Origin of the sequence: Phenylobacterium ferrooxidans, assembly GCF_042714595.1 — a bacterium.
GTDB classification, from domain to species: Bacteria; Pseudomonadota; Alphaproteobacteria; order Caulobacterales; family Caulobacteraceae; genus Phenylobacterium; species Phenylobacterium ferrooxidans.
In genome coordinates this window covers 185,506-198,256 of the sequence record NZ_JAOTJD010000001.1, presented here as the reverse complement: position 1 = coordinate 198,256, position 12,751 = coordinate 185,506, and the positions used below count along the sequence as shown (strand labels likewise).

Annotated in this window: 13 protein-coding genes and 1 tRNA gene; 12 read left to right on the top strand and 2 right to left on the bottom strand. The window is 68.2% G+C overall.

What is annotated here, in order from left to right:
* Positions 1-3: 3 nt before the first annotated feature.
* The 7 genes from OCL97_RS00980 to purN all read left to right on the top strand — a co-directional run bounded on the left by OCL97_RS00980 (position 4) and on the right by purN (position 5,191).
* Positions 4-93 (top strand) — tRNA-Ser (locus OCL97_RS00980).
* A 222-nt stretch (positions 94-315) separates the two neighbouring features.
* Positions 316-1,311, top strand: coding sequence for a septal ring lytic transglycosylase RlpA family protein (locus OCL97_RS00975; protein ID WP_377366787.1), 996 nt, complete (start codon positions 316-318; stop codon positions 1,309-1,311).
* A 37-nt stretch (positions 1,312-1,348) separates the two neighbouring features.
* A complete protein-coding gene (tmk, locus tag OCL97_RS00970) occupies positions 1,349-1,996 on the top strand; it encodes a dTMP kinase (RefSeq protein ID WP_377366785.1) in 648 nt (215 codons plus the stop codon).
* Complete coding sequence (locus tag OCL97_RS00965; RefSeq protein ID WP_377366783.1) at positions 1,989-2,987, top strand: DNA polymerase III subunit delta'; 999 nt, start codon at positions 1,989-1,991, stop codon at positions 2,985-2,987. The genes tmk and OCL97_RS00965 overlap by 8 nt, the downstream gene beginning before the upstream one ends.
* A 7-nt stretch (positions 2,988-2,994) precedes the next feature.
* A complete protein-coding gene (locus tag OCL97_RS00960) occupies positions 2,995-3,771 on the top strand; it encodes a TatD family hydrolase (RefSeq protein WP_377366781.1) in 777 nt (258 codons plus the stop codon).
* Positions 3,768-4,592: an MBL fold metallo-hydrolase gene (locus OCL97_RS00955; protein ID WP_377366779.1), complete on the top strand. Its 825-nt coding sequence runs from the start codon at positions 3,768-3,770 to the stop codon at positions 4,590-4,592. Before OCL97_RS00960 ends, OCL97_RS00955 begins: the two co-directional genes overlap by 4 nt.
* Positions 4,592-5,191, top strand: coding sequence for a phosphoribosylglycinamide formyltransferase (gene purN, locus OCL97_RS00950; protein ID WP_377366777.1), 600 nt, complete (start codon positions 4,592-4,594; stop codon positions 5,189-5,191). Before OCL97_RS00955 ends, purN begins: the two co-directional genes overlap by 1 nt.
* Here purN and OCL97_RS00945 read toward each other — a convergent pair.
* Together OCL97_RS00945 and OCL97_RS00940 are read right to left on the bottom strand one after the other, a co-directional pair.
* The gene (locus tag OCL97_RS00945; RefSeq protein WP_377366775.1) at positions 5,188-5,649 is read right to left on the bottom strand and encodes a hypothetical protein; all 462 of its coding nucleotides are present in this window, start codon (positions 5,647-5,649) and stop codon (positions 5,188-5,190) included. The genes purN and OCL97_RS00945 overlap by 4 nt on opposite strands.
* A 98-nt stretch (positions 5,650-5,747) precedes the next feature.
* The gene (locus tag OCL97_RS00940) at positions 5,748-7,109 is read right to left on the bottom strand and encodes a flavin-containing monooxygenase (protein WP_377366773.1); all 1,362 of its coding nucleotides are present in this window, start codon (positions 7,107-7,109) and stop codon (positions 5,748-5,750) included.
* A 206-nt stretch (positions 7,110-7,315) separates the two neighbouring features.
* Here OCL97_RS00940 and OCL97_RS00935 point away from each other — a divergent pair, with 206 nt between their 5' ends.
* From OCL97_RS00935 to OCL97_RS00915, 5 genes are all read left to right on the top strand, one after another.
* Positions 7,316-7,990 carry an ABC transporter ATP-binding protein gene (locus OCL97_RS00935; RefSeq protein ID WP_377366771.1) on the top strand — a complete coding sequence of 225 codons (675 nt, stop codon included), beginning with the start codon at positions 7,316-7,318 and terminating at the stop codon, positions 7,988-7,990.
* Complete coding sequence (locus tag OCL97_RS00930) at positions 7,980-10,553, top strand: FtsX-like permease family protein (protein ID WP_377366769.1); 2,574 nt, start codon at positions 7,980-7,982, stop codon at positions 10,551-10,553. Before OCL97_RS00935 ends, OCL97_RS00930 begins: the two co-directional genes overlap by 11 nt.
* Positions 10,553-11,638, top strand: a complete 1,086-nt coding sequence (locus OCL97_RS00925; RefSeq protein ID WP_377366767.1) for a lipocalin-like domain-containing protein — start codon at positions 10,553-10,555, stop codon at positions 11,636-11,638. The genes OCL97_RS00930 and OCL97_RS00925 overlap by 1 nt, the downstream gene beginning before the upstream one ends.
* A gap of 236 nt (positions 11,639-11,874) precedes the next feature.
* Entirely contained in the window at positions 11,875-12,084 is a 210-nt protein-coding gene (locus OCL97_RS00920; RefSeq protein ID WP_215340550.1) for a cold-shock protein, read from the top strand.
* Positions 12,085-12,318: 234 nt separating this feature from the next.
* The gene (locus tag OCL97_RS00915; protein ID WP_377366765.1) at positions 12,319-12,681 is read left to right on the top strand and encodes a hypothetical protein; all 363 of its coding nucleotides are present in this window, start codon (positions 12,319-12,321) and stop codon (positions 12,679-12,681) included.
* Positions 12,682-12,751 lie beyond the last annotated feature (70 nt).

The following is a 12,751-nucleotide window of genomic DNA, read 5'->3' as shown; positions in this document are numbered from 1 at the left end:
CCTGGACGGGTGGCCGAGTGGTTTAAGGCAGCGGTCTTGAAAACCGCCGTGGGTGAAAGCCCACCGTGGGTTCGAATCCCACCCCGTCCGCCACCTCAGCGCGCCAGCACCTCCTCGATGGTGTGGCGCAGCTGGCGTTCCGAGAGCGGCTTGAACAGCACCGCCGCCGGGTGGTCGGTGTCGATGCGGGCCATGGTCGTCGGCGCAGGCTTAACGAATTAACCTTCTTCCTTAACCGTCGCGCAAATCCTTACAGGCACTGTGGATGCCAGAACCGCGTGCTGGGGGGCGCGTGGGAAGAAGGATTTGCGGCCAATGAACGCCCATTGTCACAGCGCCACCGCGCGCAACCTCGCTGTCGTCCTGGTGGCCGGCGTCGCCCTGGCGGCCTGCGCCACGCCGCAGCCCAGGTTGGCTGGCAAGCTGCCTGACGCCACGACCGGCAAGGCGCCGTCTGGGGCAGGGGGGCGCTACAAGGTCGGTTCTCCCTACCAGGTGGCGGGCGTCTGGTACGTGCCGCACGAAGATCCGCACTACAACGCTACCGGCACCGCCTCCTGGTACGGCGACGATTTCCACATGAAGCCGACGGCCAACGGCGAAACCTTCGACATGAACGCCGTGTCGGCGGCGCATCCGACCCTGCCGCTGCCCTCGATGGTCGAGGTCACCAATCTCGACAACGGCAAGACCCTGCAGGTGCGGGTGAACGACCGCGGGCCCTTTGTGGGCGGACGGGTCATCGATCTGAGCCACGAGGCCGCGCGCCAACTCGGCTATGACCGCAAGGGGCTCGCCAACGTCCGGGTGAAGTATGTGGGGCCCGCGACCCTGGGCGGGCCTGACACGGGTCTGCGGTACGCCGGTAACGCCGCTCCGGCTCCGGCCTATGCCTCGGGAAGCTACATCCCGCCCGCCTATTCCGCTCCGCTGCCGGCCTACACGCCGCCGGCGCCGGTCTCGGTGGCCGCCGCCAGCCTGCCGCCGATAACGGGGGCCGCGATAGCCTCGAGCCAGATCCCGCCCGTGTCCTCGGCGGCGCCGGTCTATGCCAGCGCGCCAGCCGTCGTGCGGGCCAGCGCCTACAGGGTTCAGGCCGGCGCCTTCAGTGATCGCAGCAACGCCCAGCGGGTCGTCGATCAGCTCTCCACCGCGGGACAGGCCATCATCGAGCCGGTGCAGCGGCCCGATGGCATCACCCTTTATCGGGTCGTCCTGCAGGGCGGCGCCGACGAAGGGGAGGCCTGGGGGCTGCGCGACAAGGTGGCGTCCTACGGTTTTGCCGAGGCCCGGGTCTTGAGACCCTTCTAGGCCTCGACAAACCGCGCGAACCGGCCATGTTGCGCCGGTGTCGCGCGGCAAGTTCATCACCTTCGAAGGCGGAGAGGGCGCTGGGAAATCCACCCAGGTCCGACGCCTTGTGGCGCGCCTCGAAGCGCGCGGCGTCGAGGTCGTCGCCACCCGCGAACCGGGGGGTTCCCCCGGCGCCGAGGCGATCCGCGCCCTGGTCCTGACCGGTTCTGCAGACCGTTGGAGCCCGGTGACCGAGACCCTGCTGATGTATGGGGCCCGGCGCGATCACATCGAACGGACGATTGTTCCCGCGCTCGAACGCGGCGCCTGGGTGGTGTGCGACCGGTTCGCCGATTCCACCCGCGCCTACCAGGGCGGTGCCGGAGGCGTGGCGCCGGACCTGATCGCGGCTCTGGAGAACCACGTCCTGGCGGAAGTGCGGCCGGATCTAACCTTGGTGTTCGATCTGCCGGTCGAGGTGGGACTGGCCCGCGCCGAGGCCCATGCCGAGGCGTCGGGGCACGCCGAAACCCGGTTCGAATCCAAGGGGGTAGACTTCCACGAACGCTTGAGGGCCGCCTTCCGCGAGATCGCCGCCGTCGAGCCAGACCGGTGCGTCCTGGTGAAGGCCGCCGACACCATCGAGGGCGTCGAGGCCGCCGTATGGACCGCCGTGGCCGCACGATTGCCGGTCCATGGCTGAGGACATCCCCCATCCGCGCGATGTCTTTGGGCTGCAAGGCCATGAGGCGGCTGAAGAGTCGTTCGAGGCCAGCCGCGCCCGGGGCCGCCTGCACCACGCCTGGCTGCTCACCGGGCCGGAAGGCGTCGGAAAAGCCACCTTCGCGTACCGGGCGGCCCGCCGTCTGCTGGGGGCGCCGCCCGCCCCTGAATACGGCACGCTGGGCGCCGATCCGGCACATCCCGTCAGCCGCCAGATAATGGCGCGCTCCCATCCCGACATCCTGGTGCTGGAGCGCGTGGGTGAGGACGGCAAGCCGCGCAAGGTCATCCCGGTGGACGAGGCGCGCAAGCTGTCGGAGTTCTTCTCAAAATCTCCCGCGAGCGCCCCACATCGGGTGGCGATCATCGACGCCGCCGACGATCTGAACGCCAACAGCGCCAACGCGGTCCTGAAGACCCTGGAGGAGCCGCCCCCCAGCGGGGTGCTGCTGCTGGTCTCCCATTCGCCAGGCCGGCTGCTGCCCACGATCCGCTCGCGTTGCCGCAGGCTGACCTTCCATGGCCTGTCGGAGGGCGACACCGCCGCCTTTGTCCGGTCGCACACCAACGCCAACGCCGAGGAGGCCATCCGCCTGGCGCGCATGTCTGTAGGGGCGCCTGGGCGGGCCTGGGCCCTGGCCAACGCCGGCGCCGTGGCGATCGATGACGCGGCCAAGGAGCTGCTGCGCGACCTGCCCCAGGTGGATGAGGCCGCGGCTCTGTCCCTGGCCGACCGGTTCCGCGGCGGGGAAGGCGCGACCCAGTTCAACCTGCTGTTCGAACGCCTGGCCGAGCGGGTCCATGCCCGTGTGCTGGCCCAGGCGGCGGATGGCCACGGCGGCCTTGATCGCTGGGCCTCGGCATGGGAGACGCTGCAGCGCCTGCCGCGCGAGGTGGAAGCCGTGAACCTCGACCGCGCCGACGCCCTGTTCACGGCGCTTTCCGAACTGCGTGACGCCGCGCGCGCCTGAGCCCGTCATGCTGATCGACAGTCACGTAAACCTGCACGCCCCGCAATTCGACGAGGACCGCGAGGCGGTGATCGACCGCGCGCGCGCCGCTGGCGTCGGGCTGATGGTCAATATCTGCGACAAGATCCCGAATTTCCCGGCGGTCCGGGCGCTGGCGAACCATCCGGACATCTGGTGCACGGTGGGCGCGCACCCGCATGAGGCCAAGGACCATGCAGACCTCACGGCCCAGACCCTGATCGACTTCGCCGTCGACCCGCGCGTGGTGGGTATTGGCGAGTGCGGGCTGGATTTCCACTACGACCTCAGCCCCCGTGAGATTCAGGCCGCGGTGTTCCGTCAGCATATCCTGGCGGCGCGCGAGACCGGCCTGCCCCTGGTGGTCCACACGCGCGAAGCCGACCAGGTCATGGGCGATATTCTGGAGGAGGAGCACGCCAAGGGCGCCTTCCCCCTGCTGATGCACTGCTACACCTCAGGGGCCGAACTCGCGATCCGATGCGCGGCGCTGGGCGCCTGGTTCTCGGTTTCCGGTATCGCCACCTTCAAGGCGGCCGAAGATGTCCGCGCCGTGGTGCGCGAGATGCCGGCCGATCGGATCATCGTGGAGACCGACTGCCCCTATCTGGCCCCGGTCCCACACCGGGGTCGGCGCAATGAGCCCGCCTATCTGCCCGACGTCTTGGTCAAACTGGCGGAGATTCGCGGCTGGGGGCGCGACGAGGCCGAGCAGCGGACGGAGGACGCCTTCTTCAACCTGTTCAAGCGGATCCCGCGGCCGTGAGCGCGGCCCTTGAGTTCACCATTCTTGGTTGCGGCTCGTCCGGCGGCGTGCCGCGGGCCGATGGCGACTGGGGCGCCTGCGACCCGGCCAATCCGAAGAATCGGCGCCGCCGCTGCTCGCTGCTGGTGCGGCGCACCGGCCATACCCCAGAGACCTCCACGACGCTCATCGTCGACACCTCGCCGGACCTGGTGAGTCAGACCTCCGACGCGGGCGCGAGGCGCCTGGACGCCGTGCTGCTGACCCACGACCACGCCGACCAGATCCACGGCATCGACGACATCCGGGCTTTCTTTATCCGCCAGCGGGCCCGCATTCCCTGCCATACCGACGAGGCCACCGCGGTCTCCGCCCGGCGGCGTTTCGGCTACATCTTCGAGGGGGAGGGCGGCTATCCCGGCATCGCCGACCTGAGGCCGATCCCGCCGCACGGCGAGACGTGGAGCGTGTCCGGGCCCTCGGGCGTGATTCCTGTTGTCACCTTCGACCAGGATCATGGCGGCGTTCGCTCGGTGGGCTATCGCTTTGGCGGCGTGGCCTATTCCAGCGATGTCGTGAACCTGGACGAGGCGGCTTTCGCGGCCCTGGCTGACCTCGATGTCTGGATCGTCGATGCGCTGCGCTGGACCCCGCACCCGACCCACGCCCATGTCGAGCGGACCCTGGAGTGGGTGGCGCGCTTGAAGCCCCGGCACACGGTCCTCACCAACATGCACATCGACCTGGACTACGAAGACCTCAAGTCCAAGCTGCCGGCCGGGGTCGAACCGGGCTTCGACGGGTTGCGTTTCGAACATCAACTCAGTGGCGAATTCACCTGATGTCTTCGCTGCTTAAGCTGGGTTTCCTCGCGTCGAGGAACGGGTCGTCGTTTCGCGCGATCGTCGACGCCATAGCCGCTGGCGAGCTTCGGGCCGAGGCGCGGCTGATCGTCAGCAACAACCGCAAGAGCGGAGCGTTGGCCTTTGCGCAGGAACGCGGCGTGCCCAACCTCTGCATCCCCACGGAACGCGATCCGGCCGCTGCGGATATCGCCTTGCGCGACGCCCTGGAGGCCGCCGGCGTCGAACTGGTGGTGCTGTCAGGTTATCTGCGCAAGCTGGGACCCGCGACCTTGGCCCGCTATCAGCACCGCGTCGTCAACATCCATCCGGGCCTGCTGCCAGAGTTCGGCGGCGAGGGCATGTACGGCCGCCGGGTCCATGAGGCGGTGATCGCCGCAGGCGCGCTGAAAAGCGGCGCCACGATCCACCTGGTCGACGAGGAATATGATCGGGGGCCGGTCCTGACCCGCCGCGAATTGACCCTCGCCCCTGGCGAGACGGTCGACAGCCTGGAGGCGCGGATCACCGCCCTGGAGCCCTTGTTCTTCGTCGAGACCCTGCGAGCTATCGCGGGCGGCGACTTGAGGCTGCCTTAGAGCTCCATGCCCGCGTGGCGCCGCAGCTCTCGACCAAACCGGCGGATCGAGATGGTGTTGTGGGTGATATGCTCGGTGAAATTGGGGGCAGGGGCCTCGAAATTGGGCTTCAGCGACCCGTCCCGGCTACTCTCGCGCACCAGCCCCCTGGCCATCAGGTCCTCGACCTTGCGGCGCACGGTCTCCTTGGGAATGCCTGTGGTCCGGGAGACGCCGGCGCGGGAGATCCCCGGAACATTGACCAGCCCCACGAGGTCGGGATCCACTGCGGGATCGAAGCCTTCGGCGCGGAAGACCCGCCCGACGCTGGTGGCGAGGATCGTCAGATAGACGACGAAGCCGTTGTAGTCGGCTCCGAACTCCTTGTTCATGCTGCAAGCGATGCGCAGCAGAAGTTCGGCGGTGATGATCGAGGCGATCTTCTCGTTAGGCTCAAGGGCCTCTTCGCCGACGCTCATCCTGTACTCCTGCCACAGTGAAGCTTGGCGTCTTGCGGCATGGTACGTGTCACTGTCAACGCTATACCCAATTTGGGTATTGGTGTCGGCCCTGACAGTCAGGCGTCCGCCTGGGCGCGGCCGGGCACGGGGAGGTGATCGCCCGCCGCCTTCGCCCGCTTTGCGCCACGTGCGATTTCGCGGTGCAGGTCGTCTACGTAAATTCCGAAGTCGACCTGAATGGTGTGGCGCTTGGCCTGGTAGTATTGGCCCAGGTGGGTTTCCTCGTCCTTGACGATGATCCGTTTCATCTCCGCGGCGGGCGGCGGCAGGTAGCGGCCGGCGAGGTAGGCGGCAGCCAGTTTGCTCTGCTGCTCGGCGAAGTTCACCAGGGTCGGCAGGGGCTGGGCCAGGGCCATGTAGAACAGGTTCGGCACGCCGGGCTTCATCATGCGCTTGAACAGCGGCAGGCGGTGATTGGCGTCCGGGACGAGCTCGGGGTCATCGAAGAACGGGAAGCGCATGTCGTAGCCGGTGGCGAAGACGATAGCGTCGACATCCTCGACCGTGTCGTCGGCAAAGCGGACGCGGTGGCCCTCCAGGGCCTTGATGGCCGGCTTGAACCTGATGTCGCCGCAGCCGGCGCGGGTCAGGAACTCTCCGCTGACCGAAGGGTGGGCCTCGAGGGGCTCGTGATCAGGCCTGGGAAGACCATAATCTTCCATGTTTCCAAGGGTTTTCTTGATCATCTTGCGAGCCATGGAGAGGCCCAGCTTGCGCGGCATCCAGGTCGGCATCGCCGACTTGTCGGCCGGCTTGCCGTTCATGTACTTGGGCAGAACCCAGACGCCACGGCGGGCGGAGACCCAGAGGGTCTTGGCGATGGGTCGCTGGGCGAGTTCCGAGGCGATATCCATCGCCGAATTGCCCATGCCAACCACAACGACGTTCTTGCCGCGCATGTCGACGGGATCGAAGGGGTCGCAATAGGCATGGCTGTGGAAGGCCGGGCCGTCGAACACGCCGGGATATTCGGGGGTCCGCGGGCTCCAGTGGTGGCCGTTGCAGACGAACAGCGCGTCGTAAGTTCTGGTTTCCCCTGAGGAAAGTGTCACCGACCAGAGGCCGCCCGGGGTGCGCCTGGCCCTCTGGACGCCCGTGTTGAAGGTGATGGTCTCGCGCAGGCCGAAATGGTCGACGTAATCCTTGAAGTACTGCAGCAACTGGGCGTGATGCGGGAAATCGGGCCAATCAGCAGGGACCGGGAAATCCTCGAAGGCCAGGCGCCATTTCGAGGTGTCGATGTGCAGGCTCTCGTAGCAGGCCGACATGCCGTTGGGGTTCTTGAAGTACCAGTTGCCACCGATGTCGTCGGACATCTCGAAGCAATCGTAGGGAATGCCGAAGTCCTTCAGCCGCTTGGCGGTCGTGAAGCCAGAACAGCCGGCGCCGATGATGCAAGCCCTGGGCAGCTGACTCATGGCGGAACTCCTGGCGGTCTGGGTGTTGCGCGAGCCTAGCCAGAGGCCGGACTTAGCGTCAAAGGTCACGCAGCGGCATGCCCCAACGCCATGCTACAATTTCCGATAATATTCCTTAGGCGAAGAATGGATGTGGCTGCTTTCGCTCCAGCCCCGCCATTCCCCTCAAGGCGGATAATAGCCGCGATCTGCGCTAGGCTGACGCCATGAGTCCTCCCGTGCTGTCGCTCACCGCTCTGCGCAAGTCTGTCCCAGGTGGGCGCGTCCTGTTCGAGGGCCTGAACCTGGACGTTCCGCCCGGCGAGATCGTCGCCATCATGGGCGAGTCCGGGGTTGGCAAGTCCACCCTGCTGAACCTGATCGCGGGACTGGACCAGGCTGACAGCGGCGGCGTGGCCATCGACGGCGTTGCCCTGGAGAGCCTGGACGAGGACGGGCGCACGCGGATGCGGCGGGACCGAATCGGCTTCGTGTTCCAGGCCTTCCACATCCTGCCGCACCTGACCCTGGCCCAGAACGTCGCCCTGCCCCTCGTCCTTCAGAATGTGGAGGCCGGCGAGGCGACGGCGAGGGCCACGACGATGCTGGACTCGATCGGCCTGCCTGGCCGGGCCGGCGACCGGCCCTCGCAGCTTTCCGGCGGCGAGCTTCAGCGCGTCGCCCTGGCCCGCGCCCTGGTCCACCGACCGGCCCTGGTCCTGGCCGACGAGCCCACCGGCAACCTCGATCCTGAGACCGCGGCGCGGATTCTCGACCTGTTCGTCGCCGAGGTGCGCGGCTCGGGCGCGGCTGCGATCCTGGTGACCCATTCCGAGCGTGCGGCGGCCGTGGCCGACCGCAGCCTTGTTCTCACGCGCGACGGCCTGCGCCATGCCGGCTGATCGCCGCCCTCTCAGCCGCACGGCGCTCAGGTGGATGATGGTCGGGGAATGGCGCGACCATCCTGGCCGGGTGGTGACGGCGGCCCTGGCCATCGCCATCGGCGTGGCCCTGGGCTTCGCTGTCCACCTGATCAACGGTTCGGCCCAGAACGAGCTGGCCCAAGCGGTGCGCTCGGTGAACGCTGACGCTGACCTGCAAGTCCACGCCACGACGCCGCTCGGCTTTGACGAAGCGCTCTATCCGGTCCTGGCGCGGACGCCCGGAATCGCCGCCGCGAGCCCGGTCGTCGAACTGTCGGCGCGGTTCGGGACCGGCCCGTCGCGATCCCTGGAGGGCGGTCGTCTGACTGTCCTGGGGATCGACCCGCTGCGGGCGGCCGGCGTCACCCCTGCCCTGCTTGGTCGGGTGTCGGCCCCGGCGCAGGGGGCCAGCGGCTTCGTGCCGGAGAGCCTGTTCGATCCCCGGGCCATCGTCCTGTCGCCAGCCGCTCTGGCGGCCAGCGATCGCCAGGTTGGCGAGGCGGTGACCATCACGGCGGCGGGGCGCAGCGTGGAATTCGTCGTGGCGGGCCTACTGAGCGGCGCGGCCTCGGAGCAGCAGGTGGCGGTGCTGGACATCGCCACCGCCCAGTGGCTGTTCGGCAGCCTGGGGCGTCTGCAGCGCATCGACCTGAAGTTCACGCCAGGCGCCGATCCAGCGACGGTGCAGGCCGCCCTGCGCGCCCGCCTCCCTGCTGACGCCCAGATTGTCACCGCGCAGTCGGAGGCCCGGCGGGGCGACAACCTCACCCGGGCCTATCGGGTCAATCTGGAAATGCTGGCCATGATGGCCCTGCTGACCGGCGGGTTCCTGGTCTATTCGGCCCAGTCGCTGTCGGTGGCCCGCCGGCGGCCGCATTTCGCCCTGCTCCGGGTCCTGGGGCTCGAGCGGCGCGGCCTGCTGGCCCAGGTCTTTGTCGAGGGCGCCCTGGTGGGCGGTGTCGGCGCCGCGCTTGGGCTCGCGCTGGGGCTTGGCGTCGCTATGGGCACCCTGCGCTTCCTGGGCGGCGACCTCGGCGGCGGCTATTTCCAGGGCACGGCTCCCGACCTGGTGGTGACGCCCCTCCCTGTCGTGGTCTTCTTCGCCCTTGGGCTGCTGGCCGCCTTGCTCGGCAGCCTGCTACCGGCCCTCGAGGCCGGTCGCGCCCAGCCGGGCATCGCGCTGAAGGACCTGGGGGATAAGAACGATCCCAACGCCCGGCCCGCCGGATGGTGGGGCCTGGGCCTGCTGGCGGCGGGCGGCGCCGCGGCTTTCTTGCCGGCCGTCTGGGGCTTGCCGCTGTTCGGCTATCTCTCCATCGCGCTGATGTTGGCCGGCGGCGTCGCGGCCATGCCCTGGCTCGCCAGGATCCTGCTGACCCCCCTGTTGGGGGCCGGCCGCGGCAATGTCTCCATCGACCTGGCGATCAAGCGCCTGTGGGGGGCGCCGGCCCAGGCGGCGGTCGCGCTGTGCGGGATCGTCGCCAGCACCAGCCTGATGGTGGCCATGGCGGTCATGGTGGCCAGTCTGCGGGGCTCGGTGGACGATTGGCTGACCGAAATTCTGCCGTCGGACCTGCTGTTCCGGGTCGAGAGCGGTGGCTTTGACGCCGAGACCCGCGCCCGAATCGCGCGGGCGCCGGGCGTCGCGGACATCGTGTTCCAGAAGTCCCTGCCCATGCAGCTTTCGGCCGACATGCCGCCCCTCGTCCTGCTGGTCCGGCCGGTGGACAAGGTCCAGCCCAAGGCCAGTCTCCCGATGATCGGGCGCAGCGCGACCGCACCGCCGGGCGTGACGCCAGTCTGGCTCTCGGAACCGGCCGCCCGGCTCTATGGCCACCGTGTCGGCCAAAGGATGGTCCTGCCCCTCGGCGGCGGAGACCCGAATGTGTTCGTGGCCGGGGTCTGGCGCGACTATGCCCGGCAATCCGGAGCCGTCGCCATGGACGAGGCCGACTACACCCGCCTGACTGGTGACGACCTGCGGGCCGAAGCCTCCCTCAGCCTGGCGCCCGGCGCGACGGCGGCCAGCACCCGCGAGGCGATTCGCGCCGCCCTGCCCCCAAACCTCGCCGAGCAGGTCCAGTTCTTCGAGACGCGCCAGATGCGGGCCATCGCCCTGCGCCTGTTCGATTCCAGCTTCGCCCTGACCTACGCCCTGGAGGCCATCGCCATCGTCGTCGGGCTGGCCGGGGTGGCCGCCACCTTCTCGGCCCAGACCCTGGCCAGGACCAAGGAGTTCGGCATGTTGCGCCATGTAGGCGTCCTGCGTCGCCAGATCGTCCTGATGCTGGCTGTCGAGGGCGCGCTGCTGGGGGCTGTGGGGGTCATCGCGGGGCTCGGTCTCGGTCTCGCCATGAGCCAGGTCTTGATCCATGTCGTGAACCCGCAATCCTTCCACTGGACGATGGAGACCCGCCTCCCCCTTGGTCTGTTCGCAAGCCTCGCGGTGGCCCTGGTGGCGGCCGGAGCGGGAACAGCTGTATTGGCCGGCCGGCGGGCGCTGTCGGCCGACGCGGTGCGCGCCGTTCGGGAGGATTGGTGATGCCCCGCGCTTGGAAGCTGGCGGGCCTTGCGCTGCTGGCCTGGATGCTGACCGCCGCGGCGCCGGACAGGCCCGTCCTGCCGGTGTTCCCGGAGGTGCGGGCTGGGAAGGCGTTGAGTTTCCCGGCCGACCACGGCTCCCACCCCGACTACCGGACCGAGTGGTGGTACGTCACCGGTTGGCTGAAGACGGAGGACGGCCGCGACCTCGGCTTCCAGGTGACCTTCTTCCGCAGCCGTCTTTCGGTGGATCAGCGCAACCCCAGCGCCTTCGCACCCAAGCAGATCCTCTTTGCCCACGCCGGGCTCTCGGACCCCAAGGTCGGCCACCTGCTGCACGACGGCCGGATGGCGCGCCAGGGGCTGGGGCTGGCGGAGGCCTCTACGACAGACGCCAATATCGTCATCGACGACTGGCGCCTGGCGCGCGCGGCGGACGGCCGGTTCGTCGCCAAGGCCATCGGCGCCGACTTCACCCTGGATCTCGCCTTTGCGCCCACCCAGCCGGTCCTGTTGCAGGGCGACCGGGGGTTCAGCCGCAAAGGACCCCTGCCCGCCCAGGCCAGCTACTATTACAGCCTGCCGCACCTGAAGGTGACGGGCTCGGTTCTCCAGGGCCGCAAGCGCGCCAAGGTCACCGGCGAAGCCTGGCTCGATCACGAATGGTCCTCCACCTTGCTCGATCCGAAGGCCGTGGGCTGGGACTGGGTGGGGTTGAACCTGGCCGACGGCGGCGCCCTCACCGCGTTCCGGGTCCGTGATGCGGCCGGTAACGCCCTGTGGTCCGGCGGGTCGCTGCGAACGGCCGACGGGACGACCTCCCGGCTGGGGCCGGGAGATGTGCGGTTCACCACGGAGCGGATCTGGCGCTCGCCCCGGACCGGCGGGCGCTATCCGGTGCAGCGCGAGGTGATCGTACGCACCCCGGCGGGCGAGCGCCGCTGGCGGCTGACGCCGCTTTTCGATGATCAGGAACTCGACAGCCGCGCCACCGGCGGTCCGGTCTATTGGGAGGGGGCCGTAAGGGCGCCTGGCGCCCGCGGCTATCTCGAGCTCACCGGCTATGTGTCCCCGTTGAAGATGTGAGAAACCGGCTCGACCGGACAGTTTCCCGGACCGGTCAGCCTGGCCCTGCGCCAACAATGCCTTGCCTTCACAAGACATTCATGAGAGATGGGCCTCATCGAATTTCGACTTGGCGCGGCTCGCGATTTCGGCTCACCGCTGGTGAGGCCCCGAAGTTACCCTCCCTACCATCATGAACTTTGATTCTGCGGCGACGCTTTGTCAGCCGAATACACTATTGCTAGGACTAAACGACTATGGCTACCGGTACTGTGAAGTGGTTCAACGCGACCAAGGGCTTCGGTTTCATCGAGCCTGAAAATGGCGGCGGCGACGTGTTCGTCCACATTTCGGCTGTTGAACGTTCGACCCTGGGCTCGATCCACGAAGGTCAAAAGCTCAACTACGAACTCGAGCGCGATCAGCGCAGCGGCAAGATGTCCGCTGGGCAACTGACTGCGGCTTAAGACGAACCGGACGTCCGCCAACGCGGAGTCCTGAACGTTCTGACGGGCCGGCCTCGCGCCGGCCCGTTTTCGTTTTGTCTGTCTGTTTTGCGACAGGTCCATGAAAGACCCCCGGCGGGCCGGGTTCGTGCTATGGTTCAGGCCGCTCTCCAAGAGCCCTGTCGGCGCGCCGCCCACCCCGCCGACCTGCCCGACGCGTCCCCGCCAGTGGGATCCCTCGGGGAAGAAAGGCGAATGATGATCAAGTCCTACAAGGTTGCAGCCACCAGCACCCGCGGCCCCACCATCGAAGACCTGCGTGCGGCGGTGACCAAGGCCGAAGCCGATGGCGTGTCGCGCGACACCATGCTGCTTCGCCTGACCTTCCGTGACGAATCCCTGATCAAGCGCAGCCCGGAGGTCGGCCTCGACGAGGTCAGCTTCATCGATGGCGAAATGCGCTTCGTCGGTGTCCGGGTGAAGGTGGGCAACATCCCCCTCAGCCTTCTGGACGTCGATCCGCAGCCCGATCCCGAGCCGGAACCCGCCCCGGTGAAGGTCAAGAAGACCCGCGCCAAGGCCAAGCCGAAGGTCGCGGCCGAAGCCACCGCCGACTAGGCGCAAGCTTCGCCACAGTAAGGCCACGCTTGGGCGCCTCCATGGCGCCTGGGCGGCCGACTCCCCACAT

Excerpts from the sequence above, each read along its gene's own strand:
- OCL97_RS00975 (WP_377366787.1), top strand. The coding sequence starts at position 316 with ATGAACGCCCATTGTCACAGCGCCACCGCGCGCAACCTCGCTGTCGTC.
- OCL97_RS00965 (WP_377366783.1), top strand. The coding sequence starts at position 1,989 with ATGGCTGAGGACATCCCCCATCCGCGCGATGTCTTTGGGCTGCAAGGC.
- OCL97_RS00960 (WP_377366781.1), top strand. The coding sequence starts at position 2,995 with ATGCTGATCGACAGTCACGTAAACCTGCACGCCCCGCAATTCGACGAG.
- purN (WP_377366777.1), top strand. The coding sequence starts at position 4,592 with ATGTCTTCGCTGCTTAAGCTGGGTTTCCTCGCGTCGAGGAACGGGTCG.
- OCL97_RS00945 (WP_377366775.1), bottom strand. The coding sequence starts at position 5,649 with ATGAGCGTCGGCGAAGAGGCCCTTGAGCCTAACGAGAAGATCGCCTCG.
- OCL97_RS00940 (WP_377366773.1), bottom strand. The coding sequence starts at position 7,109 with ATGAGTCAGCTGCCCAGGGCTTGCATCATCGGCGCCGGCTGTTCTGGC.
- OCL97_RS00935 (WP_377366771.1), top strand. The coding sequence starts at position 7,316 with ATGAGTCCTCCCGTGCTGTCGCTCACCGCTCTGCGCAAGTCTGTCCCA.
- OCL97_RS00930 (WP_377366769.1), top strand. The coding sequence starts at position 7,980 with ATGCCGGCTGATCGCCGCCCTCTCAGCCGCACGGCGCTCAGGTGGATG.
- OCL97_RS00925 (WP_377366767.1), top strand. The coding sequence starts at position 10,553 with ATGCCCCGCGCTTGGAAGCTGGCGGGCCTTGCGCTGCTGGCCTGGATG.
- OCL97_RS00920 (WP_215340550.1), top strand. The coding sequence starts at position 11,875 with ATGGCTACCGGTACTGTGAAGTGGTTCAACGCGACCAAGGGCTTCGGT.
- OCL97_RS00915 (WP_377366765.1), top strand. The coding sequence starts at position 12,319 with ATGATGATCAAGTCCTACAAGGTTGCAGCCACCAGCACCCGCGGCCCC.